The 24,890-nt window shown below is 72.9% G+C and carries 26 protein-coding genes; 16 read left to right on the forward strand and 10 right to left on the reverse strand.

Annotated elements, in window-relative coordinates; all coding sequences use genetic code 11:
* Positions 1 to 528 precede the first annotated feature (528 nt).
* The 4 genes from AB0L25_RS11265 (at position 529) to AB0L25_RS11280 (ending at position 6,832) form a co-directional block, all read left to right on the forward strand.
* Positions 529 to 4,149, forward strand: coding sequence for a DUF6531 domain-containing protein (locus tag AB0L25_RS11265; protein WP_500171211.1), 3,621 nt, complete (start codon positions 529 to 531; stop codon positions 4,147 to 4,149).
* A 339-nt stretch (positions 4,150 to 4,488) separates the two neighbouring features.
* Complete coding sequence (locus AB0L25_RS11270) at positions 4,489 to 5,646, forward strand: sensor histidine kinase (RefSeq protein ID WP_500170925.1); 1,158 nt, start codon at positions 4,489 to 4,491, stop codon at positions 5,644 to 5,646.
* Between the two features lie 7 nt (positions 5,647 to 5,653).
* Positions 5,654 to 6,307: a response regulator gene (locus AB0L25_RS11275; protein WP_500170927.1), complete on the forward strand. Its 654-nt coding sequence runs from the start codon at positions 5,654 to 5,656 to the stop codon at positions 6,305 to 6,307.
* Between the two features lie 162 nt (positions 6,308 to 6,469).
* Entirely contained in the window at positions 6,470 to 6,832 is a 363-nt protein-coding gene (locus tag AB0L25_RS11280; protein ID WP_500170929.1) for a steroid Delta-isomerase, read from the forward strand.
* Between the two features lie 13 nt (positions 6,833 to 6,845).
* Here the strand turns inward: AB0L25_RS11280 and AB0L25_RS11285 are convergent, their stop codons facing one another.
* Entirely contained in the window at positions 6,846 to 7,331 is a 486-nt protein-coding gene (locus AB0L25_RS11285) for a nitroreductase family deazaflavin-dependent oxidoreductase (protein WP_500170931.1), read from the reverse strand.
* Between the two features lie 94 nt (positions 7,332 to 7,425).
* On the reverse strand, positions 7,426 to 8,019 hold the full coding sequence (locus AB0L25_RS11290; RefSeq protein ID WP_500170933.1) for an NAD(P)-dependent oxidoreductase: 594 nt from the start codon (positions 8,017 to 8,019) through the stop codon (positions 7,426 to 7,428).
* Between the two features lie 84 nt (positions 8,020 to 8,103).
* Here AB0L25_RS11290 and AB0L25_RS11295 point away from each other — a divergent pair, with 84 nt between their 5' ends.
* The 3 genes from AB0L25_RS11295 (at position 8,104) to AB0L25_RS11305 (ending at position 9,592) form a co-directional block, all read left to right on the forward strand.
* Positions 8,104 to 8,706 (forward strand): PadR family transcriptional regulator, encoded by a 603-nt coding sequence (locus tag AB0L25_RS11295; protein WP_500170935.1) that lies wholly within the window; start codon positions 8,104 to 8,106, stop codon positions 8,704 to 8,706.
* 113 nt (positions 8,707 to 8,819) lie between these two features.
* Positions 8,820 to 9,197 carry an SgcJ/EcaC family oxidoreductase gene (locus tag AB0L25_RS11300; protein WP_500170937.1) on the forward strand — a complete coding sequence of 126 codons (378 nt, stop codon included), beginning with the start codon at positions 8,820 to 8,822 and terminating at the stop codon, positions 9,195 to 9,197.
* Positions 9,194 to 9,592, forward strand: a complete 399-nt coding sequence (locus tag AB0L25_RS11305; protein ID WP_500170939.1) for a ricin-type beta-trefoil lectin domain protein — start codon at positions 9,194 to 9,196, stop codon at positions 9,590 to 9,592. Before AB0L25_RS11300 ends, AB0L25_RS11305 begins: the two co-directional genes overlap by 4 nt.
* A gap of 55 nt (positions 9,593 to 9,647) precedes the next feature.
* Here AB0L25_RS11305 and AB0L25_RS11310 read toward each other — a convergent pair whose 3' ends face one another.
* Entirely contained in the window at positions 9,648 to 10,529 is an 882-nt protein-coding gene (locus AB0L25_RS11310; RefSeq protein WP_500170941.1) for an alpha/beta hydrolase, read from the reverse strand.
* Between the two features lie 210 nt (positions 10,530 to 10,739).
* Entirely contained in the window at positions 10,740 to 11,189 is a 450-nt protein-coding gene (locus AB0L25_RS11315; protein ID WP_500170943.1) for a MarR family winged helix-turn-helix transcriptional regulator, read from the reverse strand.
* Between the two features lie 78 nt (positions 11,190 to 11,267).
* Between AB0L25_RS11315 and AB0L25_RS11320 the strand changes: the two genes are divergently transcribed.
* Both AB0L25_RS11320 and AB0L25_RS11325 read left to right on the forward strand, forming a co-directional pair.
* Positions 11,268 to 11,450, forward strand: a complete 183-nt coding sequence (locus AB0L25_RS11320; protein ID WP_500170945.1) for a hypothetical protein — start codon at positions 11,268 to 11,270, stop codon at positions 11,448 to 11,450.
* A 10-nt stretch (positions 11,451 to 11,460) separates the two neighbouring features.
* Positions 11,461 to 11,658 (forward strand): hypothetical protein, encoded by a 198-nt coding sequence (locus tag AB0L25_RS11325; protein ID WP_500170947.1) that lies wholly within the window; start codon positions 11,461 to 11,463, stop codon positions 11,656 to 11,658.
* Between the two features lie 2 nt (positions 11,659 to 11,660).
* Here AB0L25_RS11325 and AB0L25_RS11330 read toward each other — a convergent pair whose 3' ends face one another.
* The 4 genes from AB0L25_RS11330 to AB0L25_RS11345 form a co-directional block, all read right to left on the reverse strand.
* Positions 11,661 to 12,263 carry a cysteine hydrolase family protein gene (locus AB0L25_RS11330; protein ID WP_500170949.1) on the reverse strand — a complete coding sequence of 201 codons (603 nt, stop codon included), beginning with the start codon at positions 12,261 to 12,263 and terminating at the stop codon, positions 11,661 to 11,663.
* Between the two features lie 62 nt (positions 12,264 to 12,325).
* Positions 12,326 to 13,297: a GlxA family transcriptional regulator gene (locus tag AB0L25_RS11335; RefSeq protein WP_500170951.1), complete on the reverse strand. Its 972-nt coding sequence runs from the start codon at positions 13,295 to 13,297 to the stop codon at positions 12,326 to 12,328.
* 65 nt (positions 13,298 to 13,362) lie between these two features.
* Positions 13,363 to 13,695 carry a glyoxalase superfamily protein gene (locus AB0L25_RS11340; protein ID WP_500170952.1) on the reverse strand — a complete coding sequence of 111 codons (333 nt, stop codon included), beginning with the start codon at positions 13,693 to 13,695 and terminating at the stop codon, positions 13,363 to 13,365.
* A gap of 64 nt (positions 13,696 to 13,759) precedes the next feature.
* The gene (locus AB0L25_RS11345; protein WP_500170954.1) at positions 13,760 to 16,240 is read right to left on the reverse strand and encodes a DNA gyrase/topoisomerase IV subunit A; all 2,481 of its coding nucleotides are present in this window, start codon (positions 16,238 to 16,240) and stop codon (positions 13,760 to 13,762) included.
* Positions 16,241 to 16,405: 165 nt separating this feature from the next.
* Between AB0L25_RS11345 and AB0L25_RS11350 the strand changes: the two genes are divergently transcribed.
* The 4 genes from AB0L25_RS11350 (at position 16,406) to AB0L25_RS11365 (ending at position 20,213) form a co-directional block, all read left to right on the forward strand.
* Positions 16,406 to 17,569 carry a lactate 2-monooxygenase gene (locus AB0L25_RS11350; protein WP_500170956.1) on the forward strand — a complete coding sequence of 388 codons (1,164 nt, stop codon included), beginning with the start codon at positions 16,406 to 16,408 and terminating at the stop codon, positions 17,567 to 17,569.
* 161 nt (positions 17,570 to 17,730) lie between these two features.
* Complete coding sequence (locus tag AB0L25_RS11355; protein ID WP_500170957.1) at positions 17,731 to 18,432, forward strand: ABC transporter ATP-binding protein; 702 nt, start codon at positions 17,731 to 17,733, stop codon at positions 18,430 to 18,432.
* Positions 18,433 to 18,465: 33 nt separating this feature from the next.
* Positions 18,466 to 19,611 carry a sensor histidine kinase gene (locus AB0L25_RS11360; RefSeq protein ID WP_500170959.1) on the forward strand — a complete coding sequence of 382 codons (1,146 nt, stop codon included), beginning with the start codon at positions 18,466 to 18,468 and terminating at the stop codon, positions 19,609 to 19,611.
* Positions 19,608 to 20,213 carry a response regulator gene (locus AB0L25_RS11365; protein ID WP_500170961.1) on the forward strand — a complete coding sequence of 202 codons (606 nt, stop codon included), beginning with the start codon at positions 19,608 to 19,610 and terminating at the stop codon, positions 20,211 to 20,213. Before AB0L25_RS11360 ends, AB0L25_RS11365 begins: the two co-directional genes overlap by 4 nt.
* Before the next feature lie 14 nt (positions 20,214 to 20,227).
* Here AB0L25_RS11365 and AB0L25_RS11370 read toward each other — a convergent pair whose 3' ends face one another.
* Together AB0L25_RS11370 and AB0L25_RS11375 are read right to left on the reverse strand one after the other, a co-directional pair.
* On the reverse strand, positions 20,228 to 20,917 hold the full coding sequence (locus AB0L25_RS11370) for a class I SAM-dependent methyltransferase (protein WP_500170963.1): 690 nt from the start codon (positions 20,915 to 20,917) through the stop codon (positions 20,228 to 20,230).
* A gap of 47 nt (positions 20,918 to 20,964) precedes the next feature.
* A complete protein-coding gene (locus AB0L25_RS11375; protein WP_500170965.1) occupies positions 20,965 to 21,534 on the reverse strand; it encodes a hypothetical protein in 570 nt (189 codons plus the stop codon).
* Between the two features lie 777 nt (positions 21,535 to 22,311).
* Between AB0L25_RS11375 and AB0L25_RS11380 the strand changes: the two genes are divergently transcribed.
* From AB0L25_RS11380 to AB0L25_RS11390, 3 genes are read left to right on the forward strand one after another with little or no spacing between them, the layout of a single operon-like run.
* The gene (locus AB0L25_RS11380) at positions 22,312 to 23,331 is read left to right on the forward strand and encodes a methionine ABC transporter ATP-binding protein (protein ID WP_500170967.1); all 1,020 of its coding nucleotides are present in this window, start codon (positions 22,312 to 22,314) and stop codon (positions 23,329 to 23,331) included.
* On the forward strand, positions 23,328 to 23,984 hold the full coding sequence (locus AB0L25_RS11385; RefSeq protein ID WP_500170969.1) for a methionine ABC transporter permease: 657 nt from the start codon (positions 23,328 to 23,330) through the stop codon (positions 23,982 to 23,984). Before AB0L25_RS11380 ends, AB0L25_RS11385 begins: the two co-directional genes overlap by 4 nt.
* A 15-nt stretch (positions 23,985 to 23,999) precedes the next feature.
* Complete coding sequence (locus AB0L25_RS11390; RefSeq protein WP_500170971.1) at positions 24,000 to 24,836, forward strand: MetQ/NlpA family ABC transporter substrate-binding protein; 837 nt, start codon at positions 24,000 to 24,002, stop codon at positions 24,834 to 24,836.
* Positions 24,837 to 24,890 lie beyond the last annotated feature (54 nt).

A 24,890-nucleotide genomic window follows, 5' to 3' on the forward strand; every position in this document is an offset into this window, starting at 1 on the left:
ATCCGGTGCCTCAAACGCTACGTCGCACGCGAGCTCTTCCAGATCATCACCGCTCACGATCTCGAACTCGCCGCTTGACATCCATAAGAGCATCCCCGGGGCGGTGCGCGCCGAGCGCCGCACGCCGGTCGTCACGTCCAGACGGCACCGGGCCCAGGGTGGCCCGGTGCCCCGCTCCCGACCGGGTCGGCGGCACCGGACGTTGACGTGCGCCGGGGCAGCCGATTTCCGGGTGCATGGCGACATCCGGCAACCGACGCCGGACGCTTGCGCACGCAGTGGCATATCGACGGCGGCCCGACCTGGCAATTCTCTTGGGCCTCGAAGCGACTTCCGTAACCCTGTTAGCATAAGTGCGCCCGATCAAAGCGGGACAAATTGCCCTGTCTGTTTGCCCTGCTCACATGCCCGAGTCGTGTGTCGTGCAATCGGAGGGCGTTCTCGGTGGGTAGGCGCGGAAGACCCGGCGGTGGGCGTGGCGGCGGTGCGGCTCGCGGCATATTCGGGAAGGTGGCCAACAACCTCTTCGTGGCCCCCCGGAGAAGCGGTGGCGGCGGCGGTGGTGCGCCGAGTCCCAACGGCCGGCCTCGGACCAGCCCGAACCCGTCACCGTCGGGCGGGAACCGCCGGGACGGTTCGCCGCAGTCGCAGGCGCGCCCCACCGACCGGACGCCCAGCGGCGGCGACCCGATCAGCATCGTCACCGGTGACGTGTTGTTGTCGCAGGTCGACGTGTCGTGGCCGGGGATCCTGCCGCTGGTGCTGGAGCGGACGCACATCTCGTCGTTCCGGGCGGGCCGCTGGTTCGGGACGTCCTGGGGCTCGACCCTCGACCAGGCGCTTGAGCTCGACGGCGAGGGCGTGCATTTCGTGGGTGCGGACGCGTCGGTGCGTACGTATCCGTTGAATCTGGTGCCGAATGTGGCGTTCATGCCGGGTGCGGGTCCGCGGCATCCGCTGACGCTGACGTCCGATGGCGGTTACTCGCTGGACGACCCGTACTCGGGGCGGACGTTGCACTTTCCGGCGCCGGGGGAGGAGACGGGCTGGTCGCGGCTGCCGTTGACGGCGATCAGCGACCGCAACGGCAACCGGATCGATTTCCTCTATGAGGACCAGGTCCTCACCGAGGTGCGCCATTCGGGTGGTTATCGGGTCCTGGTCGACACCGCGCCCACCGGTGACGGCGACCGCCGTATCACCGCCCTGCGCGCCGGTGACGGCACGACGCTCGTCCGGTTCGGCTACGACGAGGCCGGCGATCTGACTGAGGTCTACGACTCCTCCGGTCTCCCGCAGCGGTTCTCCTACGACGACGAGCACCGGTTGACGGGCTGGGTGGACCGGAACGACTACTGGTATCGCTACACCTACGACGACCAGGGCCGCGCCGTACGCGGCGAGGGTTCGGCGGGCGTCCTGAACGCCACGTTCGTCTATGAGCCCGAGGCCAGCCGGACCTTGGTCACCGACGCGCTCGGGCACACGACGGTCCATCGGTACAACGAGTTCGACCAGATCGTCGAGGAGACCGACCCGCTCGGCAACGTCACCCGCTCGGAGTGGGACGAGTTCGACCGGCTCCTGTCGCGCACCGATCCGCTCGGCCACACGACCCGGTTCACCTACGACGAGCGCGGCAACCTCACCGGTGCCCGGTATCCGGACGGGACGTCCGACGCGACGGAGTACGACGAGCTGAACCTGCCCGTTCGCCGGGTCCGGCCGGATGGTGCGGTGTGGCAGTGGGCGTACGACGAGCGCGGCAACCTGACCGCCGAGACCGATCCGGCCGGGGCGGTCACCGCGTTCGCCTATGACGATCGGGGCGGCCTGGTGTCGGTCACCGACGCGCTGGGGAACACCACCCGCGCCGAGCTGGATGCCGCGGGGTTGCCGGTCACGATCATCGATGCGTCCGGCGGTGCCTCCCACCGTTCCTACGACGCGATGGGGCGGGTGATCGGCCACATCGATCCGACCGGCGCGCGCACGGCCTTCGCTTGGACGGTCGAAGGGCGTCCGGCGTCGGTGACGCTGCCGGACGGGACGGTCGAGCGGTGGCGGTACGACGGCGAGGGCAACCAGGTCGAGCACACCGATCCGCTCGGGCAGACGACCCGTACCGAGTTCGGGCCCCTCGACCTGCCGTCTGCGGTGATCCGGCCGGACGGGTCCCGGCTGGACTTCGTCCACGATGCCGAGCGGCGGCTGAGTGCCGTCACCAACGACGCGGGCCTGACCTGGCGTTACACCTATGACGCCGCCGGACGCCTGACCGGCGAGACCGACTTCAACGGCCGCGCCCTCGCCTACGCCCTCGACGCCGCCGGACGCCTGATCGCGCGGACGAACGGTGCCGGTGAAACCGTCTCCTATACCCGCGACGCCCTTGGCAACATCATCGAGAAGACGGTCGTCGATCAGGTCACCCGCTTCCGCCACGACCTGCTGGGCCGTCTACTCGAGGCCGTCGGCCCGGACTGCGAGCTGCGCCTGGAGCGCGACGCACTCGGCCGCATCACCGCCGAGACCGTCGACGGGGCCGCCACGACCTACGCCCGCGACCCGCTCGGACGCGTGGTCCGGCGCCGGACGCCGTCCGGCGCCGAGGACACCTGGGCCTATACCCCCGTCGGGGTCCCCGCCCGGCTCACCACCGGCGGTCAGACCATCGGCTTCACTTACGATCTTGCGGGTCGTGAAACCGGCCGCCGCATCGGTGGCACCACGGCATTGGCCCAGCAGTGGGACGCCGCCGGCCGTCTCACCGCGCAGAGCCTGTGGGGCGCGCCCGCGCCGGGCACCGACCAGGCGCGGTTGCTGCAGCACCGCACCTACGCCTACCGGCCTGATGGGAACCTGACCGGGGTCACCGATCGCCTCACCGGTGACCGTGCCTACACCCTCGACGCCCGGGGACGCATCACCGCCGTCACCGCGCACGGCTGGAGCGAGCGGTACGCCTACGACGTCACCGGCAACCTCGCCCACGCCGACCACCCGGACCCGGACCCGGACGCCGCCGAGACCGGCCCCCGCGAGCACGAGGGCACCCTCGTGCGCCGCGCCGGACGCACCCGCTACGAGCACGACGCCCAAGGCCGCATCGTCCTGCGCGAACGCGTCACCCTGTCCGGCAAGCGCCGCACGTGGCGGTTCCACTGGGACGCCGAAGACCGCCTCACCACCGTCGAAACCCCGGGCGGGTCACACTGGCGCTACCACTACGACCCCCTCGGCCGCCGCATCGCCAAACACCAGTACGCCCCCGACGGCACCCACATCCAGACCTACACCTACACGTGGGACGGCACCCGCCTCGCCGAACGGGCTCACCGCGTCCACGTCCGGGACCACACGCCCACCACCACCACGTGGACCTACCGACCGGGCACGCACACACCACTCACCCAGACCGAACGCCATCCCGCCGCCACCGCACCACAGGAATGGGTGGACCGGCGGTTCCACGCCATCGTCACCGACCTTGTCGGCACTCCCACCGAACTGGTCGGCGCCGACGGCGCCGTCACGCCCGCGCGCACCAGCGCGTGGGGGGCGCCCGTGACGGACGTGCCGTCGCCCTGCCCCCTGCGCATGCCCGGGCAGTACCACGACCCCGAGACCGGGCTGCACTACAACTTCCGCCGGTACTACGACCCCGCCGCCGCCGGGTACCTGTCGCCCGACCCGCTCGGCCTGGCGCCGCAGCCCAACCCGCACGCCTACGTCCCCAACCCCACCACCTGGCTCGACCCTCTCGGCCTCACGCCGCACAACTACGGCGACGGGTTCGAGGTCGTCGGGCCCGGCGAGGTCAGGACGGGCGACGTGCACGGTGATGTCGTCGTCCGGGGCGGGACGGTCCGGGGCGACGTGCACGGGACGGCGGTGATCACCGAGGGCGGGACCGTCGTCGGGAACGTCCAGGGCGTCGTCCAGATCGGCAACCGGAACGTCATCGGCGAGATGGGGCCGCCCGGCGCGAACTCCCTCGTCGGCAACCAGAACGAGTTCAGCGCCGTCGTGCAGGCCCGGCGGATCATCGGGGACATCAACATCGGCGAGGGGCACAGCCCCGCCGTGCAGACCGGGCAGGTCATCGGCGACGTCAACGTCCGCGGCCGCAGGTTGTGGCCGCTGTAGTGAGGCACCCGGAGCTTTGCGCGCCCTCGGCGTGCGGGGTTCGAGCTCGGGCCGGGCGGCCCCGGGCTCGCGGCGTCAGCCGCCGATGCGCAGGCTCTTCAGCCGCTGCCATCAGGGCGGAGAGAATTTTTTCTTCAGAGCTGTTCGTCGGCCTTCCGTGGGGGGTTTTGGAGCGATCCACGCGCTACTGGACTATTGATTCAAAAACCTGAGAGTTTCTCGAACAAGATCGCCGGCGTGGCCGCATCCGGCCGCGTCCGGTCTCCACCCGGCGGTGGACCCCGCGGTCAAGCCACGCGCCGATGGCCGACGCCGTCCGGACCGCATACCGTCGTGCCCATGGACGAGTCCGTGAACTGCGGCGGTGCATCCCGGCGCGTCGATCAGGTCGCCCGGCTGCTCGTCGTCGGCTGCCTCATCGGCTGGGGAGTGGGCTCCTACGTCCACCGCCTCTTCACCACCGACCCGGCGCCCGGCCTCCACGGCGCCGGGCTCGCCGTCCTGCTGCTCAACATCGCCCTGTTCGCGCTGCTGATCTGCGGCCTGCGCGGCCGACGGGAGGCGGGCTGCGCGGGCTCGCGCCGCCCACTGATCCCCTGCCTGGTGGCGGCCTTCCCGGTCGCCGCGGCGCTGTTCGCCGTCAACCCGGACTACGACGGCGCCTTCTACCTGTGCATGCCCGCGCTCTGGGCGCTGAGCATGCGGCTGCCCCTGTACCGGGGGCTGGTGAACGGGGCGCTCATCGCCGCCGCCGTGGCGGCCCTCGGGCAAGTCGTCGGCGACGGCGCCGACCTCGGCCTGCTGATCGCGTTCGCCGGCATCATCCTCGGCGGCGTCGCCACCCGGCAGGGCATGGCCGCCCAGCAGGCCGCCCGCCGCGCCGAGGCCGCGAACGCCGTGCTCGCCGAACGGTCCCGCATCGCCCGCGAGATCCACGACATCCTCGCGCACTCGCTCTCCGCCCAGGTCGTCCACCTGGAGGGGGCGCGGCTGCTGCTGTCCCGGGACGGCGACCGCGTGCAGGCGCTCGACCGCGTCGAGCGCGCCCGCAACCTGGCGCGCTCGGGCCTCGAGGAGACCCGCCGCGCCCTCGCCACCCTCCGCGGCGACGTCCCCGAACCCCGCGAGGTGATCGCCGAACTCGCCGAGGACTTCTACGCGTCCACCGGCCGTCCCTGCGACGTCCAGGTCACGGGCGCGGTCCGCGAACTGTCGCCGCAGGCCGGGCTGACCGTCGTCCGGACGGCGCAGGAGGCGCTCACGAACGTCCGCAAGCACGCGCCCGGCGCGCGCGCACACGTCTCCCTGCGCTACCTGAAGGACATCGTGGAACTGGAAGTGACGGACACCGGCGGAACGGAGCCCGGCCTACACTTGGGCGGCGGCGGATACGGCCTCGTGGGGATGCGCGAACGCGCGGAACTCATCGACGGAACACTCGAGACGGGCCCGGACGGGCAGGGCTTCCGGGTCGCCCTCCGCGTTCCGGTGGGATGAGGGAACGGTGAGCAGCACGAGAATCCTGGTCGTGGACGACCAGACCGTGGTCCGCGAGGGGCTGGTCCTCCTCCTCGAACTCCTGCCCGGCATCGAGGTCGCCGGTTCCGCCGCGGACGGCGAGCAGGCCCTCGCCATGGTCGCCGAGAAGCGCCCCCACGTCGTCCTCATGGACCTGCGCATGCCGCGGATGGACGGCGTCGAGGCGACGCGCCGCATCCGGGCGGAGCACCCGGACACCGAGGTCGTCGTCCTCACCACCTACGCCGACGACGAGTCGATCTTCGCCGCGCTCCGCGCCGGCGCCCGCGGCTACCTCACCAAGGACGCCGGCGCCGACGAGATCGCGCAGGCCGTCGCGGCCGTCCAGGACGGCGCCGCCCAGCTCGACCCGTCCGTGCAGCGCCGGCTCATCGAGGCGGTCGCGACCGGCGACCGCCCGCGGGCGTCCGGCAACGGCCTCCCCGACGGGCTCACCCGCCGCGAGGGCGAGGTCCTCACCCTCATCGCCCGGGGCCGGTCCAACGCGGAGATCGCCGGTGACCTGTTCATCAGCGAGGCCACCGTGAAGACCCACATCAACAACCTGTTCGCGAAGGCGAACCTGCGCGACCGCGCCCAGGCGGTCACCTACGCCTTCAAGCACGGCCTCGCCGACTGACCGCACGCCGTAACTCGCGCCGGTGTAAGTCGGGTGATGTAACTCAGGCGGTGTAACTCAGGTCGTGTAACTCGAATGGTGTAAGTCGGCCGCGCGATTACGGTGTCCGCCCACCGGGAAACGGCCGAGGGCGGGCGACCGACCGCTTGCTAACCTCCCGCCATGCCAAGTCAAGAGCAGATGAAAGCCGCGCTCCAGGCGTACGTGGACGGCTTCAACGCCGGCGATCCGGCCGTCGTCGTCGCCCTCTTCGCCGACGACGCGACGGTCGAGGACCCGGTCGGCAACGCGCCCATCGCCGGACGGGACGCGATCGCCGAGTTCTACGCGAACTCCGTCGCGTCCGGCGCCAAGCTGTCCCTCGACGCCCCGATCCGCGGCTCGCACGGCAACGCCGCGGCCATGGCCTTCACCGTGGAGATGCCGACCATGCGCATCCGCGTCATCGACGTGATGACGTTCGACGACGACGGCAAGATCAGCACGATGCGGGCACACTGGGGCCCGACCGACGTCGAGTCCTGAGCGCCGCCCCGGTTCAGCCGGACCGTCCCGCACAAGGGACGAACCGGACGAACGGGGTCCGTTCGCCGACGGCGCGGAAGTCGTCCGCCGTGCCGTCGACCGCGTAGCCCATGATCTTGCAGAGCCGCCGGGCGGTCCGCGGATGCCGCGGCCCGTACCGGGCCATCAGCTCCGCGCCCTCCTCCCTCGACATCGGCACCGCGGTGACCGGGACGACGCGCCGCCCCACCTGCACCGTGACGTCCGGCGTCTTCAGGACGTTGCGGTACCAGTCGGCCTGGACGCCGAACCCGGACGCCGCCACGTACCCGTCCGGGCCGCGCTCGACGACCTCGATCACGGCCCGGCGCGGCAGGCCCGACGTGCGTCCGATGTGGGTGAGCAGCATGATCCGCGGCGGCATGAACACGCCGAGCCGCCACCGGTAGAGGTGGATCGGCAGGCGCCACAGCAGGCGGCGCACGCCGGACGGCGGGGCGGGCGTCTTGACGATCTCCACGAGCGGCCTCCGCGCGATTGGTCGTTTGCTTAAATTGGTCGCCTGACCAATCTAGGCCGGACGCGCCGCTCCCGCCATCGGTTCCGCGCGGAGTTCAGGGGCCGCAGATGCCCGGCGTTTTGCCGATCATGGCCGGGTCCTCGGCGATGTCGAGCAGCGCCGCCGCGTAGTCCGCGCGCGACAGCTGCATCGCGCCGCCCGTCGCGTTGTCCTCGAAGTCGATGTGGACGCGTCCGGCCGGCGGCTTGTCGGTGAGCCGCGTGCCCCGCGCGATGCTCCAGTCGAGCCCGCTGACCTGCAGCATCCCCTCCGCTCGCGCCAGGTCCGCGTACGCCTCGCGCAGGAAGAGCCACGCCAGCGCGACCGCGAGGCGCGGGCGGGTGGCGGGCACCGAGCGGCTGCTCGTCATCACCAGGCGCCGCACCCCCTCCTCGCGCATCGCGGTGATGAGCGTGCTCGCGATGCGGCTGCCGCCGACCGCGGCGATCACCGCGTCCTGCCCGCGCACGGCGTCGCGCACGGCGGCCGCGTCGTGCGCGTCGCCCCGGTGGACGCCCGCGAGCGCGACGCCCCCGGGGAGCCGCTCGGGACGCCGGGCGAACGCGGCGACCGCGTGCCCGCGGTCGACCCCCTGGGACAGCACGTGCACGCCCGTCCGCCCCGTCGAGCCGATGACCAGGATCCGCATGATGATGCCTCCCTCTATATTGCAACTTGCTCTATAGTGAGACGCACGCCGCTATAGTGCAAGTCGCACTACGAAAGGAGGCACATGGCCCGGCGGCCCGATCTGGTCGGCCTGACGGTGCTCGCCCTGCTCACGGTCCGGGCGAGCCACCCGTACGAGCTGCACCGCCTGATCGTCGACACCCACAAGGACTACGTGACGGGCCTGCCCAGGAGCCTGTACCACGCGGTCGACCGGCTCGCCGGCGAGGAGCTGATCGCGCCGGTCGAGACGGTCCGGGAGGGGCGCCGCCCGGAACGCACCGTCTACGAGATCACCGCCGAGGGCCGCCGCGAGCTGGCGACCCGGCTCCGGGCGCTGCTCGAGACGCCGGGCCCCGACCGCCGGACCTTCACCGCGGCGGTCTCGCTCATCGGCGTCCTCCCGCTGCCCGACGCGCTGCAGTCGCTGCGCACCCGGGCGGCGGCGCTCGAAGGGATGCTGGCGGGGACGGACGGCCACCTGAGCGCCCTGCGCGAGAGCGGCCTCCCCGACCTCCTGACGATCGAGCTCGACTACGAGCGGACGGTGATCGGGGCCGAACTCGGCTGGCTGCGGGCGCTCGTCGCGCGCCTGGCGTCGGGCGAGCTCGACTGGTCGAGCACCACGGACCCCGAACTGCTGCGGCAGGTGCTCGGCGAGCAGTGAGAAGCGGCCGCCGGGGTGCGCCAACACCCCGGCGGCCGGACATCCGAACACGGCGCCTGGCCTGTCCGAACTCGCGATCCCAGGATAGGCGCCGCGACCACGAGGAGTTGCGCATGTCCGTGCACACCGACGTCGCCGGCCTGCTGGACCGGCTCACCGAGGCGTGGAACGCCGGCGACGCCGCCGCCTACGCCGCCGCGTTCACCGAGGACGCCGACTACATCTCGTTCGACGGCCGCCGCACCCGCGGCCGCGCCGAGATCGAGTCCTCGCACCGCCACCTGTTCGAGGGACCGCTGAAGGGCTCCACCATGAGCTCGTCCGAGGGCGAGGTGAAACCACTGGCCGACGGCGCCGTCCTGCTGATCGCCGAGGGCGGCACGGCCGTCCACGGCGGCCCGCACCGCCCGTCGATCGTCTCCCTCACCGCCGTCCGGACCCCGGACGGCTGGCGGTTCGCCTCCTTCCAGAACACCCGGGTCGCGGCATGAGGCGGGCGCGTCCGCTCGCCGAGGCCGCCGGGATCGTCGAGGCGCCCGCCGCCCGCGTCTGGGACGCCCTCGCCGACGAACTCCTCCCGGACGGCAGGCGCTCCGGCCGGTTCCGCGTCGAGGACGCCCCGGGCCACACCTCGACGGTCGAGGTGACCGACCGGACGATCGCCTTCCAGGGCGGCTGGTGGTACCGCGGGGAGTGGAGCGTCGAACCGCACCCGGACGGCGCCCGGATCGTCCACCGCGTCTTCAACGTCGCGCGCGCGACCGGCTGGGCCGTCCCGCTCGCCAACCGCATGTTCGCCGGCTTCGCCGACGACACCCGCACGGCCTTCATGGAACGCCTCGCCGACGTGGGCCGCCGCCTGAACCGCCCCACCCGCCCCACCTGACCATCGCCGGTGGCCTCACCCGGGGCCACCGGCACCCACCGTCTCCGCCGGCCGGTCAGAGGGGGAGGGTGGTGAGGAGGGTGGCCACCTCGTCGGCTCGGAAGATGAAGCCGGCGTGGGACGTGTCGAGGGTGCGGACGTCGTACGGGTTGCCGGGGGTCAGGGCGTCCGCTTCGGCGATGAGGCGGTCCTGCATGGCCACGGGGATGGAGCGGTCCTCGGTGAGGCGGACGTAGGTGCGGGGGATCGTGCCCCAGGTGTCGGCGCGGACGCGGGCGTCGGACGCCATCACCGTCATCGACTCGTCGGGCTGCAGGATGTTGAGGAAGGCGCGGAAGCGCTCGTCCGTGACGTCCGCCATGGTGGCGGCCTTGAGGGCGGCGAGCATCTCCGGGTCGGCGGTGCGGTAGTTGGCGCGGCCGACGCCGAGCCGTTCGGGGTCGCCGATGTTCAGCGCCGCCAGCGGCGCCATGAGGTTGTCGGCGAACTCGGGTTCCTGCATGTACTCGATGGGGTTCGCCCGGCTCACGCAGGACCAGGCGGAGAAGTAGACGAGGCGGCTCACCAGTTCGGGGGTCTGGTTCCCGACTCCGGTGATGGTCGTCCCGCCGAGGCTGGCGCCCACGAGCACGACCGGTCCGTGCTCCGCGAGGCGGCGGACGGCGGCGGTGACCGCGTCGACGTTGTCCTGCAGGGTGACGCCGGCGAGGGTGGACGGTTCGGCCGCCCAGGCGTCGAGGTCCTGCGGGGCCTGGTACGCGACCGGGTACTGGGCGTCGAGGCCGTGGCCGGGGAGGTCGACGGCGAAGCTGCGGCGGCCGAGCAGCGCCAGTTCGCGCTGGACGGACGCCCACATGAACGAGCTGGTGCCGGAGCCGTGGACCAGGACGTACGTGGCGTCGGCGTGCGGGGTCGCCGAGTTGGAAGCCGATGGCATGAAAACGTTCCGTTCGGACGGCGGCATGGAATGCCTGAAGTCGAGAGATGATCTGCCGACGGCGCGCGGACATGGCGCGCTGCGTCGGGGAATGCGCGCGGCGGGGCCGCGGCGCTACGGCGTGCGTCCGCCGGTGATCGGCGGGGCGTCCCGTCTCAGACGGTGCGGAGCCGGATGAAGTAGACCATGATCGCGATGTTAGCGGGCGGGTCAGCCGCTCGCGGCGGCGATGACGCGGGTGAGCGTGCGGTGCAGGTCGCGGAGTTCGTCGAGGTCCATGCCGAGGCGTTCCATGATCGTGGCGGGGATCTTCTCCGCCCGGGCCCGCAGCGCCTCGCCGGCGGGCGTCACGGTGACGGCGAGCAGCCGCTCGTCCCGGCTGTCGCGCTCGCGGCGGACGAGGTCGGCGGCCTCCAGGCGCTTGAGCAGGGGGGACAGCGTGCCGGGATCGAGTTCCAGCAGGCGGCTGAGCTCCTTGACCGACAGCTTCCGGTGCTCCCACAGCGCCAGCATCACCAGGTACTGGGGATGCGTGAGGCCCATCGGCTCGAGGATCGGCCGGTAGTGCGCGAGGACGGTGCGCGAGGCGACCACCAGGGCGAAGCACACCTGGTTCTCCAGCGCGAGGGGGTCGGGGCTGTTGCTCGGATCACCTGTCACGGGGCCTCCGTACCGATCGGTCTCCGGCTATAACTAATAGCACGGCAATGATTGGTGCACCAATCTTTAGGAGGCCCCGTGTTCGGCAGAGCTCCGCTGGAGGAGCGCATCGCCCGGCGCCAGGAGGAGCTGGCGCCGCGGCGCGGCGGGACGGGGCAGTTCGACCAGCCCACCGCCAAGTACCTGCTGGTCGGGCTGCTGATCGTGACGGTCGCGGCCCACGTCATCGGCGGCGTGCTGCTCGCCGTCCTGGCGCACTGAGGAGGACCGCATGCCCATCAGACGACCGTCCTTCCTGCCGTCCCTGGACGAACTGGAGCGGCAGGCCCAGGACCGTTCGGCGCACCGCAACCCGCCCGGCTCGCAGTTCGATCACCCCACGGCCAAGTACGTCCTCATCGCCGTCCTCGTCGTGACCGTGCTGGCGCACGTCATCGGGGGCATCGTGTTCGCGATCGTCGGCTTCTGAGGTCAGTCGGGCAGGTCGTCCGCGCGGGCGGCGACCAGGCCGAACATGTCGCCGATCGTGGTCAGCGCGGCGGCGTGCAGGACGTCCGCCGGCAGCGGCGCGCCGTCCGGGCCCGCGAGCGGACGGGTCGCGCACGCCTCGGCCACGACGGTCGGCCGGTAGCCGCGGTTGAACGCGCCCTGGGCGGTGGACTGGACGCACATGTGCGTCATGAAGCCCGCCAGGATCAGGTCCGGCCCGGCGCCGAGACGCCGCAGCACCTCCTGCAGGTCGGTGTTGTGGAAGGAGTCCGGGAAGTTCTTCACCACGACGGGCTCGCCGTCGCGGGGCGCGACGGGCGGCGCGATCCGCCCGTTCTCGGCATCGAGGTCGTAGGGGCTGCCCTCGCCCCCGTCGTGGACCACGTGCACGACCGGGATCCCGGCCGTCCGGGCGCGCTCCAGCAGGCGGGAGGCGGCGGCCAGCGCGCGGTCGGCGTCCGGCAGCGCCATGACGCCGGTGCGGTAGGTGTTCTGGAAGTCGATCAGGACGAGCGTCCCGGACGACAGCGCCGGCAGGGCGCCGTCGAGGCCGACCACGTCGCGCAGGGTCGTCGAAACGGACATGTGTGCTCCTTCGGATGGCAGGGGCGACCACCGGCCGGACGGCCGGGGGCGAGGAAAAACGATCAGGCGGCGACGCGGAAGCGCCGCCGGTACGCGGCGGGGGTGGTGCCGAGCCGCCGCCGGAACGCCCGGTGCAGCGTCTCCGCCGAGCCCAGCCCGCACGCGGCGGCGACCCGGTCGAGCGGCTCGTCGGTGCCCTCCAGCAGGCGCCGGGCCTCCTCCACCCGCGCGGCCTCGACGTACGCGGCGGGGGTGCAGGCGGTCTCCCTGCGGAACACCCGCGCGAAGTGCCGTTCGCTCAGGCACATCCGCTCGGCGAGGGCCGCCGCGGACAGGTCGGCGGTCAGGTTCGCGGTGATCCACGCGCGCAGCTCGTCGATGTCGCGGCGCTCGGCGGGGGCCTCCCACAGCGGGACGCTGAACTGGCTCTGCCCGCCCTGCCGCTTGAGGTACATCACGAGCTGCCGCGCCACCGCGAGCGCCACCCGCTCCCCGTGGTCCTCGGCGACGAGGGCGAGCGCGAGGTCCATGCAGGCGCTGATGCCCGCGCCCGTCCACACGTTCCCCGACCGGACGTAGATCGGGTCGGGGTCGACGGTGACGTCGGGGTGGTCGGCGGCCAGCCGGTCGGCGGTGGCCCAGTGCGTGGTGGCGGTGCGGCCCGCCAGCAGCCCGGCGGCGGCGAGGAGGTGCGCGCCGACGCACACCGAGGCGACGCGGCGGGCGTGCCGCGCGGTGCCGCCGATCCAGGCGACCAGGTCGGGGTCGATCACCGGCGCGCCCGCGGCGTCCACCGCGCCGGGCACGAGGAGGGTGTCGACCCGGTCGCCGACCTCGTCGAACGTCAGGTCGGTCGCGACCCGCACCCCGGCGCTGGTGCGCACGTTGCCGCCGTCCGCGCCGGCCAGCAGCACCTCGTAGGGCTTCCCGGACAGCTCCCGCCCGGCGACCGCGAACACCTCGGCGGGCCCGGTGACGTCGAGGAGGTCGACGTCGGGGAACACGGCGATCACGACACGGTGTGGAGCGGACATGTCTCCATTGTCGCCGTCGGCGCAGGTGACCGCCATGACGGGCTTCTGTCACATCCGGACGTCGCTCACTCGGTCGGCGTGCCGATGCGGAGCCGGTTGCCGTCGGGGTCGCGCAGTTCGATCTCGCGGGCCCACGGGGCGTCCGCGGCCCGCACGCCGAACTCGGCGGCGACGGCGTCGACGTCCCGGACGCGCAGGTAGATCAAGGTGTCGGGACGGGCGTCGCCCTCGTGCTCGGACAGGAACAGCCGGACGCCGCCCCGCGCGACCTCGACGAACGCGGGCAGGCCCGGCTCGAAGCGGTGCTCCCAGCGGAGGGTGAAGCCGAGCCGCTCGTACCACCCGGCCGCCGCCGCGGCGTCCGCGACGCGGAGGATGGGGATGACTTCCTCGTCCATGCGGTTCATCGTCGCAGACCGCGCGGGATGCGGGGGCCGGGCGCACCGCCCGCCCCCGCTCATGTCACTCCGCGGAGTCCGGGGGCGGCGGGCCCAGCGGGCCGCTGATCGAGGTGATCGTCGTGTCGAGTTCGTCGCCGGAGCCGTCGCGGCGGCCCAGGGGGGCGTTGAGGTTGGCCGGCTTGCCGCCCGGGCCCGCGGCGCGCAGCGGCGTCGGGGCCGCCCACGCCTGCAGCAGGACGTCCTCGCCCTTCAGGAACCGGTGCGAGCGGACGCCGCCGGTCGCGCGGCCCTTCGACGGGAAGTCGGCGAAGTCGGCGATCTTGATCGCGCCGTTCTGGGTGCCCGGCAGCGCCTCGGACGAACCGGACACCGTGATCACCCGCGCCTCGCGCGCCGGGTCGAGCGCCCCGAACCACAGGACGCGCGCGTCCGCGCCCAGCTTGATGCCCGCCATGCCGCCGGCCATCCGGCCCTGCGGGCGGACGAGCGACGCCGAGTAGTGCAGGAGTTGCGCGTCGTTCGTGATGAACACGAGGTGGTCGTCTTCGGACTGGAGCTGGACGGCGCCCACGACGCGGTCGTCGTCCTTGAGCGTGATGACCTCGAACTCCTCGCGGTTGTGCGGGAAGTCGGGCACGACCCGTTTGACGACGCCCTGCGTCGTGCCGAGGGCGAGGCCCCCGCCGACCTCGTTCACCGACGCGATGCCGACGATCGTCTCGTCCGGTTCGAGGTCGACGTACTCGGTCGCGGGCGCGCCGCCCGCCAGGGACGGGGGCGTCGCGGTGGGCGGCAGGACCGGGAGGTCCACCACCTCGATACGGATCATCCGCCCGAGGTTCGTCACGGCCCCGATCTGCCCCCGGACGGTCGCGGGGACGGCGGAGAGCAGGACGTCGTGCTGCGCGCGGGGCCCGCTGTCGGGCAGCGGCGACGCGTCGTGGGTGCGGGCGAGCAGCCCCGTGGACGACAGCAGCACCAGGCACGGGTCGTCCGCGACCTGCAGCGGGACGGCCGCGGCGGTCGCCTGGCCGGACGCCTCGAGCAGCACCGTGCGGCGCGGCGTCGAGTACTCCTTCGCGACCTCGCCGAGCTCCCGCGAGACGAGGTTGCGGAGCTTGCGCTCGGACTCCAGGATCGCCGTCAGCTTCGCGATCTCCTTCGCGAGCTGCTCCTTCTCCTTCTCGAGCTCGAGCCGGTCGAAGCGGGTCAGCCGGCGCAGCGGCGTGTCGAGGATGTACTGCGCCTGGATCTCCGACAGCTCGAAGACGTCCATGAGGTGCTGCTTGGCCTGCGCGGCGTCGTCGCTCTCCCGGATGATCCGGATGACCTCGTCGATGTTGAGCAGGGCGACCAGCAGGCCGTCGACGAGATGGAGGCGGTCCTCGCGCTTCCTGCGGCGGAACTGCGAGCGGCGCCGGACGACGTCGATGCGGTGGTCGATGTAGACCTGCAGCAGGTCGCGGAGGCCGAGGGTGCGGGGCTGCCCGTCGACCAGGGCGACGTTGTTGATGCCGAAGGTCTCCTCCATCGGCGTCAGCTTGTACAGGTCGGCGAGGACGGCCTCGGGGTTGAAGCCGTTCTTGATCTCGATGACCAGGCGGAGGCCGACGTTGCGGTCGGTGAGGTCCTTCAGGTCGGCGATGCCCTGCAGCTTCTTGGCGTTGACGAGTTCCTTGATCTTCGCCTTGACGCGTTCCGGCCCGACGGCGTACGGCAGCTCGCTGACGACGATGCCCTTGCGGCGCGGCGTGACGTTCTCGATGGTCGTGGTGGCGCGGGTGCGGAAGGTGCCGCGGCCCTTCTCGTAGGCGTCGCGGACGCCGTCCAGCCCGACGATCTTGCCGCCGGTGGGCAGGTCGGGCCCGGGGACGAACTTCATGAGCTCGTCGAGGGTGGCGTCGGGGTGGTCGATGAGGTGCCGGGCGGCGGCGACGACCTCGCCGAGGTTGTGCGGCGCCATGTTGGTGGCCATGCCGACCGCGATGCCGGACGCGCCGTTGACCAGCAGGTTCGGGAACGCCGCGGGCAGGACCTCGGGTTCCTGCTCCTGGCCGTCGTAGTTGGGCCGGAACTCGACGGTGTCCTCGTCGATGGACCCGACCATCAGCATGGCCTCGCGGGTCATGCGCGCCTCGGTGTACCGCATGGCGGCGGGCATGTCGTCGCCGCCGAGCGACCCGAAGTTGCCGTGCCCGTCGACGAGCGGCATCCGCATGGCCCAGCGCTGCGCCATCCGCACCATCGCGTCGTAGATCGCGCTGTCGCCGTGCGGGTGCAGCTTGCCCATGACCTCGCCGACGACGCGGGCGCACTTGACGTGCCCGCGGTCGGGACGCAGCCCCATCTCGTTCATCGAGTAGAGGATGCGGCGCTGCACGGGCTTGAGCCCGTCGCGCGCGTCCGGAAGCGCCCGCTGGTAGATGACCGAGTAGGCGTACTCGAGGAAGCTGCCGCGCATCTCCTCGGAGACATCGACGTCGACGATGTTCTCTTCGAAGTCCGGCGGCGGGGGAGGGGCTTGGGATCCGCGTCGTGCCATGCGCCTTATTGTGGCCGGTCCCAGAGACAGTTGTGCACATGCCACCCGGACGTCCGTCGCGGAAGGCACGGATCCCGGATGCGTTCGCCGATCTTCCGGTCGCCCGGGTGCCCGGCGGTAAGTTGGGGCGGCTGCGGAGGGAACGAACCGCGAGGAGGACGCTTCGTGAGCGGACTGGCCGACTTCCAGAACTCGATCTACCTGCAGGGGCTCGGTGACGTCACCCCCGCCTTCCCCACGGACCTCACGAAACTGGAGGAGCGCGCAGAGCGCGCGCTGTCGGCCCAGGCGTTCGGTTATGTCGCCGGTTCGGCCGGGAGCGAGGCGACCGCGCGCGCCAACCGGGACGCGTTCGACCGCCACCGGATCGTCCCCAGGATGCTCCGGGACGTCGCGGAGCGCGACCTGTCGGTGAACGTGCTCGGCACGGCGATGCCGTCGCCCGTGCTGCTCGGCCCGATCGGCGTCCTGTCCATCCTGCACCCCGACGGGGAGTTGGCCGTGGCGCGCGCGGCGGCCGCCGAAGGCGTCCCGATGGTGCTGAGCACGGCGGCGTCCCACTCCATCGAGGAGGTCGCCGAGGCCGGGGGCGAGGGGCCGCGCTGGTACCAGCTGTACTGGCCCAAGGACCGCGACCTCGCCGTCAGCTTCCTCGAACGCGCCAAGGCGGCCGGCTACACGGCCCTGGTCGTCACCCTCGACACGTTCACGATGGCGTGGCGGCCCCGCGACCTCGATCAGGCCTACCTGCCCTTCCTACGCGGCATTGGCGTCGCGAACTACTTCACCGACCCCGTCTTCCAGCGGGCGGTCGGCGGGCCGGTCACCGACGCCAACCGCGACACCGCGCTGCTGCACTGGGTCGCGAACTTCGGGAACCCGTCGCTGACCTGGGACGACCTCGTGTTCCTCCGCGAGCACTGGGACGGCCCGATCGCCCTCAAGGGCATCCAGCACCCCGACGACGCCCGGCGGGCGGTGGACGCGGGCATGGACGGCGTGATCGTCTCCAACCACGGCGGACGCCAGGTGGACGGGGCGATCGCGTCGCTGGACGCGCTCCCCGGCGTCGTCGAGGCCGTCGGCGACCGGACGACCGTGCTGTTCGACAGCGGGATCCGGACGGGCGCCGACGCCGTGAAGGCGCTCGCGCTCGGCGCGCGGGCCGTCCTGCTCGCGCGCCCGTACGCCTACGGGCTCGCGCTGGGCGGGCAGGCCGGCGTCCAGCACGTCCTGCGCTGCTTCCAGGCGGAGATGGAGCTGACGATGGCGCTCGCCGGGATCGCCCGTCCGGACGAGATCGTCCGGGAGATCCTCGCGGGCACGTGACGGCCGGCCCGTGACGGCGGCTCCGTGACGGCGGCTCCGTGACGGCGGCTCCGTGACGGCGGGCGTCTGACATTTGTCACGGGCGACCGGTGCGTTCCTCACCGCCGATTCCTGATGCCCGTGACTGCACGCCCGCGCGCCGCGCGGGAAGCATGGACGGCATGAAGGCACCCGTGATCGAGGTACGCGACCTGGAACTCAGCGACGGCGTGCACGACAGCGTGCGGGACGTGGCGTTCACCGTGGCGTCCGGCGAGATCTACGCGGTGCTCGGCCGGTACGGCGCGGGCAAGACCACGCTGCTGGAGGTGCTCGCCGGGCTGCGGCGGCCCGCCGCGGGCACCGTCCGGGTGCACGGCGCCGACCCGTACGCCGACCGGGACGCCGCGCGCAGCGGGGCCGTCTGGCGCGACGGCGGCCTGTTCCCCGGGCTGACGGTCGCCGAGGTCGTCGACACGTGGCGCCGCTGGACGCTCGACCCGCTCGCCCGCGCGGACGTCCTCGACCGGGTCGGCCTCGCGGACGCCGCCGGCGTGCCGTTCGAGCGGCTCGCGCCGGGGCAGCGGCGGCGGCTGGACCTGGCGCTGGCCCTCGTCGGCCGGTCCGACCTGCTGCTCCTGGACGAGCCCACGGCCGGCCTCGACGGCGGCCCGGCCCGCGAGGTGCGGGCGCTGCTGCGCGACCTGGCCGCGCAGGGCACGACCGTCGTGCTCGCCACCCGCGACCCCGACGAGGCGTGCCGCGCCGACCGGGTGGGCGTCCTCGACGAGGGACGGCTGCCGGCCGGCCGCGCCTCCGCCCGCGTCTCCGGCGCCGCGTCCGGCCGCGCGTCCGGCCGCGCGTCCGGCCCGCGCGCGGCCTGACCCGGGCGCGTGGCGGGCACGTACGCTGGGCGCGTGCAGCCCTGGATTCCGCGGCCCACGGCGATCGCCGCGACGATCGTGGGGATGACGGTCCTCACCCTGAGCGGGTTCATGGTGCCCGCGCTGTGGAACGAGGCCGTCGGGGCGCGCGACGCCGCCGCGTTCGCCATCGGGCTCGTCGGGGTCGCGGCGGTCTTCGCCGGATACGCCCGGCTGCTGTGGCTGAACCTGATGCGCCGCACCCGTCCCGCGCACCGGCTCGGGCTCGCCGCGATCGCCGCGGCGTGCTGGACGGCGCCGCTGCTGGGCGTCGAGCAGGGCTGGGGCAACGCGCTGCTCGTGCCGTCCGGGCTGATCGCGGTGGTGCTGCCGGTGCGCGAGGCGGTCCCGGTCGCCGCCGCCGCGACCGTCCTGACGCCGCTCTACGGGGTGCTGCTGGGGCTGCCCGCGCTGACCGTCCTGTACGAGGTGACGGGCGTCCCGCTGGGCGCCTTCTCCGGATACGTCACGGTCTGGCTGTTCCATGTCGTGCAGGAGCTCCGGGAGGCGCGGGCCGAGCTGGCCCGGTCGGCGGTCGGGGAGGAGCGGCAGCGGTTCGCCCGCGACCTGCACGACGTGCTCGGGCACAGCCTGCAGGCGGTCGCGCTGCGCGCCGAGGTCGCCGAACGGTTCCTCGACCGCGACGGCGGGCGCGTCCGCAAGGAGCTCGCCGAGATCCAGCGGATGGCCCGCGACTCGGTGCGCGACGTGCGCGAGGTCGTCCGCGGCTACCGGGCGACGTCGCTGGCCGCCGAGCTGGACGGCATGTCGGCGGTGCTGCGCGCGGCGGGGATCCGGTGCGAGCCGCCCGAGGTGTCGCCCGCGCTGCCCGCCCACGTGCACGAACCGCTCGGCTGGGTGGCGCGGGAGGCCGCGACGAACGTCCTGCGGCACTCCGCCGCGACCTGGTGCGAGATCAGCGTGCGGGCGGACGGCGGCGGCGTCCGCGTCGAGATCGTCAACGACGGCGCCGGGCGGCGCTCCGCCGGGGACGCCGGCAGCGGCCTGCCGGGGCTCGCCGAGCGGATCGCCGCGGCGGGCGGCGAGTTCCACGCCGGGCCGGGCGGCGACGGGACGTTCCGCGTCGCGGCCGCGCTGCCCGCCGCGCCCCCGCCGGGCGCGGGGAAGGGAGACGCATGATCCGGGTGCTGCTGGCCGACGACCACCTCCTGATCCGGGAGGCGCTCGTCCTGCTGCTGGAGACCGAGGACGGCATCGAAATCGTCGCCGACGTCGGGCGCGGCGACGACGCCGTCGACCGGGCGCTCGCGCTGAAACCGGACGTCGCGGTCCTCGACATCGACATGCCGGGGCTGGACGGGCTCGCCGCCGCCGAGCGGCTGGCCCGCGACCTGCCCGGCTGCCGGCTGGTGATCGTCACCGCGCACGGACGCCCGGGCAACCTGCGGCGCGCGATGGCCGCCGGGGTGCGCGGGTTCCTCGGCAAGGACGCGCCGGGCGCGCGGCTCGCGGAGGTGATCCGGCAGGTCGCGGACGGCGCCCGGTACATCGACCCGCAGCTCGCCGCGGACGCGCTCGCCGCCGAGGAGTGCCCGCTGACCCCGCGCGAGCTGGACGCGCTGCGCGCCGCGGCGGACGGCGCCCCGGTGGCGCGGATCGCGCGGAGCCTCGGCCTGTCGGAGGGGACGGTCCGCAACTACCTGTCGGCGGCGGTCACCAAGCTCGGCGCCGACAACCGGCACGCCGCCGTCCGCACCGCCCGCGACCTCGGCTGGCTCTAGCCGCGGCGGCGGCTTCAGCGGCGGGCGAGGATCAGTGCGCCGCGCTTGGTGACCGGGCGCGGGGTCGGCACGCGCGCGGCGGCCTCCTCCGCGTCCGCGCGCGCGACGTGCCGCGCGATCAGGTAGTCGCGGACGGCCGCGCGGTGCGGGAGCGTGATCAGCGGGGCGTCCCAGCGCTCCACCTCGACCTCGCCGAACACCGCGCACACGAGCGCGGGCGCGTCCTCGGCGTCGAACGGGGTGCGCGGCGGGGACCAGACGGGCGCGAGCTCCGGGCTGTCGGCGCGGCTGATCGCGGACGCCAGCAGCAGCCCGCCGGGCGCCAGCACGCGCCGCGCCTCCCGCAGGGCCGGGACCGGATCGTCCAGGTGGTACAGCACGTTCACGGCCGTGACCGCGTCGAACGTCCCGTCGCGGAACGGCAGCCGCACCGCGTCGCCGCGCACCGCCGGACCGGGGTGGGCGCGCAGCAGCGCCGCGGACGCGTCCAGGCCCACGATCGGGAACGGCGGCGGGTCGGGCAGCGCGCCGTTCAGCGCGCCCTCCCCGCAGCCGACGTCCAGGACGCGCGACGCGCCCGCCGCCCGCAGCTTCGCGGCGACGTGGTCGTGCAGGCTGCGCGCGCCGATCAGGTACCGGCGGGTCACCCGCGCGGCGAGGCGGAAGCGTTCGGGGTCGGCGTCGTAGTCGGGCGTCACGGCCATGTCCGCAGTCTGCCCGGACCGGGACGCGCGGAAGCGTCGCCGCGTGGTCAGGCCTGCGAGCGCGCCGGGGCGGGCGCGGGCGCGAGGTCGAGGGTGTCCAGCACGGAGCCGTCGGCGTCGAGCGCCTCCACGACCGGCGCGCGGCGGGCGCCCCACACGACGGCGACGTGGCCGTGCGGCGGGACGACGAGCAGCCGCTTGCCCACGCGGACGCGCGCGACCTCGGCGGACGCGCGCAGCCGGGCCTCGCTCACCCACTTGGCGCCCCACGGCAGCAGCCGGTTGGCGTTGCGGACCGTCCGGCCCGAACCGTACTTCTGCAGGTGCCGGCCCATCTCCCCGGACGACCGGCGGGCGAGGGGCTCGTCGGGCGCGGAGCCGGCGGCGCCGCCGATCTCCATCCACTCGCCGTCGCGCTGGTGGAAGGTCCAGCCCTCGATGAGTGGAACGGTCCCGCCGTCGCCCCACTGAAGGAAGGTGACGACGGCGATGTCGCCGTCCCGGTCGACTCCCAGGGGAAGGAAGTCCAGGCCGTCGTCGAAGGCGTGGGGGGCGGGGTCGGGCAGGCCGTCCCGCAGGAGCCGCAGGCACTCCTCGTGCACCTTGTGGTCGTACATGGTGGGGGACCTCTGATCGCGCGGGCGGGGATTGACGCAGACGGGAATGATGCAGACGGGTTCGATACAGACAGGTTCGACAGGCAGGTTCGACAGACAGGGGGTCGCCGGGGCGAGGGCCCTCGTGCGCGAGGACCCCGGCGTCTGCATCACTCTAGAGGTCCGGCTCGTCTGCTTTCATCCGTCTGGCCCACACACGTCAGCGCTTCGCAAGCCGTCCGTCACCGAATCGTTGTTCGGAGGGCGATGTGGGGGTTTGTGACGATTCTCTCCCGTTGTGACGGTGCTCACGTGGAGTCGTCCCGCGATGGCGGGATGTCCGGCGGAAAGGCGGTACGCACCGCTTCAGGGTCGATTTGCGTCATCTGTCTTTCGCGGATTAACTGCTGGCATGACCGCCGTGCGCCCGTGCCCGGAGCACCGCCCGCAGATGACGCGGGCCCCGCGGTGTGCGCGCTGCCGTCGAATGTGTGACCGCTGAGGGCCCCCGCCTGAGCCTCGCGCCCCGAAGCGAGCGAACCCCGACCCCCGAGTCACGCATGATCATCGAACGCCACCTGCTGAGCCACGCCCCGTACCCGCCCGGTCGCGCCTGACCGGGCCGGTCGAGCGTCCGTCCGCGGCGGCCGGGACGCCCGCGCCCGCACCGGCGTCCCGCGCGGCCCGTTCGTCCCGGATCAGCACCATCCGTATGCATCCGCACGCCTCATCCGCACGCCTCATCCGCAATGCACCGCCGCCCCTCCGGCGGCGCCTGTCCGCACGGGTTGATTCTCTGTGATCCAGATCGAAGAACTCCGCAAGGTCTACCGCGCCCGAGGGCGCGAGGTGACCGCCGTCGACGGCGTCGACCTCACCGTCCGCGAGGGCGAGGTGTTCGGCGTGCTCGGCCGCAGCGGCGCCGGGAAGAGCACCCTGCTGCGCTGCGTCAACCTGCTGGAGCGTCCCGACTCCGGACGCGTCCTGGTCGACGGCTCGGACCTGCTCGCCCTGCGGGGGGCGGAACTGCGCCGCGCCCGCCAGGGCATCGGCATGATCCACCAGCACTTCGGCCTGCTCGGCAGCCGCACGGTCGCCGGGAACGTCGCGTTCCCGCTGGAGGTCATGGGCGTCCCGCGCGCCGAGCGGGCGGCGCGCGTCGCCGAGCTGCTCGACCTCGTCGGGCTCACCGACCACGCGAAGGCGTACCCGGCGCAGATCTCCGGCGGGCAGAAGCAGCGGGTCGGCATCGCCCGCGCCCTGGCCGGACGCCCGAAGGTGCTGCTGTCGGACGAGGCGACCTCGGCGCTCGACCCCGAGACCACCGCGTCGATCCTCGAACTGCTGCGCGACCTCAACCGGCGGCTCGGCCTCACCGTCCTGCTGATCACCCACGAGATGGACGTGGTCAAGCGGATCTGCGACTCGGCGGCCGTCATGCGCGCGGGCCGGTTCACCGAGTCGGGCCCGGTCACCGAACTGCTCGCCCGTCCGGGATCGGAACTGGCCCGCGGCCTGTTCCCGCTGCCGCCCGCCGAGCCCCGCCCCGGCTCGACCGTCGTCGAGGTCACCTTCGTCGGCGGCGCCACCGACGAGCCGTTCGTGTCCGCGCTGGCCCGCAAGTACTCGCTGGACGTCAACATCCTCGGCGGGGCCGTCGAGACGATCGCCGGCGAGCGCGTCGGACGCCTCCAGCTCGAACTGCCCGGCGACCCGTCGGTGAACGCGGCGCAGCTCGCGTTCCTGCGGGAGGCGGGCCTGTCCGTCGAGGTCCGCGAACCCGCCGCCCCCGAGACCGCCGAGGAGGACGCCCGATGACGTGGGACGAGGTCATGCCGCTGCTGTGGCCCGCCACCTGGGAGACGCTCTACATGACGGGCGTCGCCACCCTGTTCACCGCCGTGTTCGGGCTGCTGCTCGGCGTCCTGCTGGTCGTCACCGAGCGCGGCGGGCTGCTGCCCGCGCCGCCGGTCAACAAGGTGCTCGGCGTCGTCGTCAACATCGGGCGGTCGTTGCCGTTCCTGATCCTGATGGTGGCGATCATCCCGTTCACCCGGATCGTGGTCGGCACCAGCATCGGCAACGAGGCGGCGATCGTCCCGCTCACCATCGGCGCGATCCCGTTCTACGCGCGCCTCGTGGAGATCGCGCTCCGCGAGGTCGACCCCGGCGTCATCGCCGCGGCGGACGCGATGGGCGCGACGCGCCGCGAGATCGTCCGCAAGGTGATGCTGCGCGAGGCGCGGCCCGGCCTGGTGTCCGGGCTGACCGTCACCGTGATCGCGCTCATCGGATACACCGCCATGGCCGGGACGGTCGGCGGCGGCGGCCTGGGCAACCTCGCCGTCGTCTACGGCTACCAGCGCTTCGAGACCAACGTCATGGTCGCCACCGTGGTGCTGCTCATCGTCCTGGTCCTCATCATCCAGGCGGTCGGGGACTTCGTCGCCCGCCGCCTCACCCACCGCTAGAGAAAGGCACTTGTCGTGCTTCGCAAGATTTCCGTCGCGCTGGCGTCCCTCGGGCTGCTCGCGGGACTCACCGCCTGCGGCTCGTCCGGCGCGTCCGACGACCCGAACGCGCCGCTGAAGGTCGCGGTCAACCCCGTCCCGCACGGGGAGATCCTCCAGTACGTCAAGGACGAGCTGGCCGCCGACGCCGGCCTCGAGCTGGAGATCGTGACCTTCAACGACTACAACCAGCCCAACACCGCGCTGGTCGAGAAGCAGGTCACCGCCAACTACTTCCAGACCGTGCCCTTCATGGAGGAGTTCGAGAAGAAGGCGGGCGACGACCTCGAGTGGATCGCCCCGGTCCACCTCGAGCCGCTCGGCGTCTACTCCGAGAAGGTCAAGGACCTGAACTCCGTGCCGCAGGGCGCGACCGTCGCCGTCCCGAACGACCCGGCCAACCAGGGCCGCGCGCTGAAGCTGCTCGCCGACAACGGGCTGCTCACCCTGAAGCCGGACGCCCCGACGAGCGCGACCGAGCAGGACATCGCGGACAACCCGAAGAAGCTCGAGATCAAGCCGCTGGAGGCCGCGCAGCTGCCCCGCTCGCTGCCGGACGTCGACCTCGCGGTCATCAACGGCAACTACGCCATCGAGGCCGGGCTGACGCCGAAGGACGACGCGCTCGCCGCCGAGAAGGCCGAGGGCAACCCGTACGCCAACGGCATCGTGACGCTGCCGGAGGACAAGGACGACCCGCGGGTGAAGAAGCTCGTCGAGCTGCTGCAGGGCCCGGAGGTCGCGAAGTTCGTGGAGGGCAAGTACAACGGCGCGGTCCTGATCTCGACCGGAAAGGCCGCCGCCACCTCCTGATCATCGTTTCCTGAACTCGCGTTCCGCTGAAGCGCGGCGATTTGTCCGCCCGTC

Source organism: Spirillospora sp. NPDC052242 (genome assembly GCF_040679555.1).
Taxonomy (GTDB): Bacteria; Actinomycetota; Actinomycetes; order Streptosporangiales; family Streptosporangiaceae; genus Spirillospora.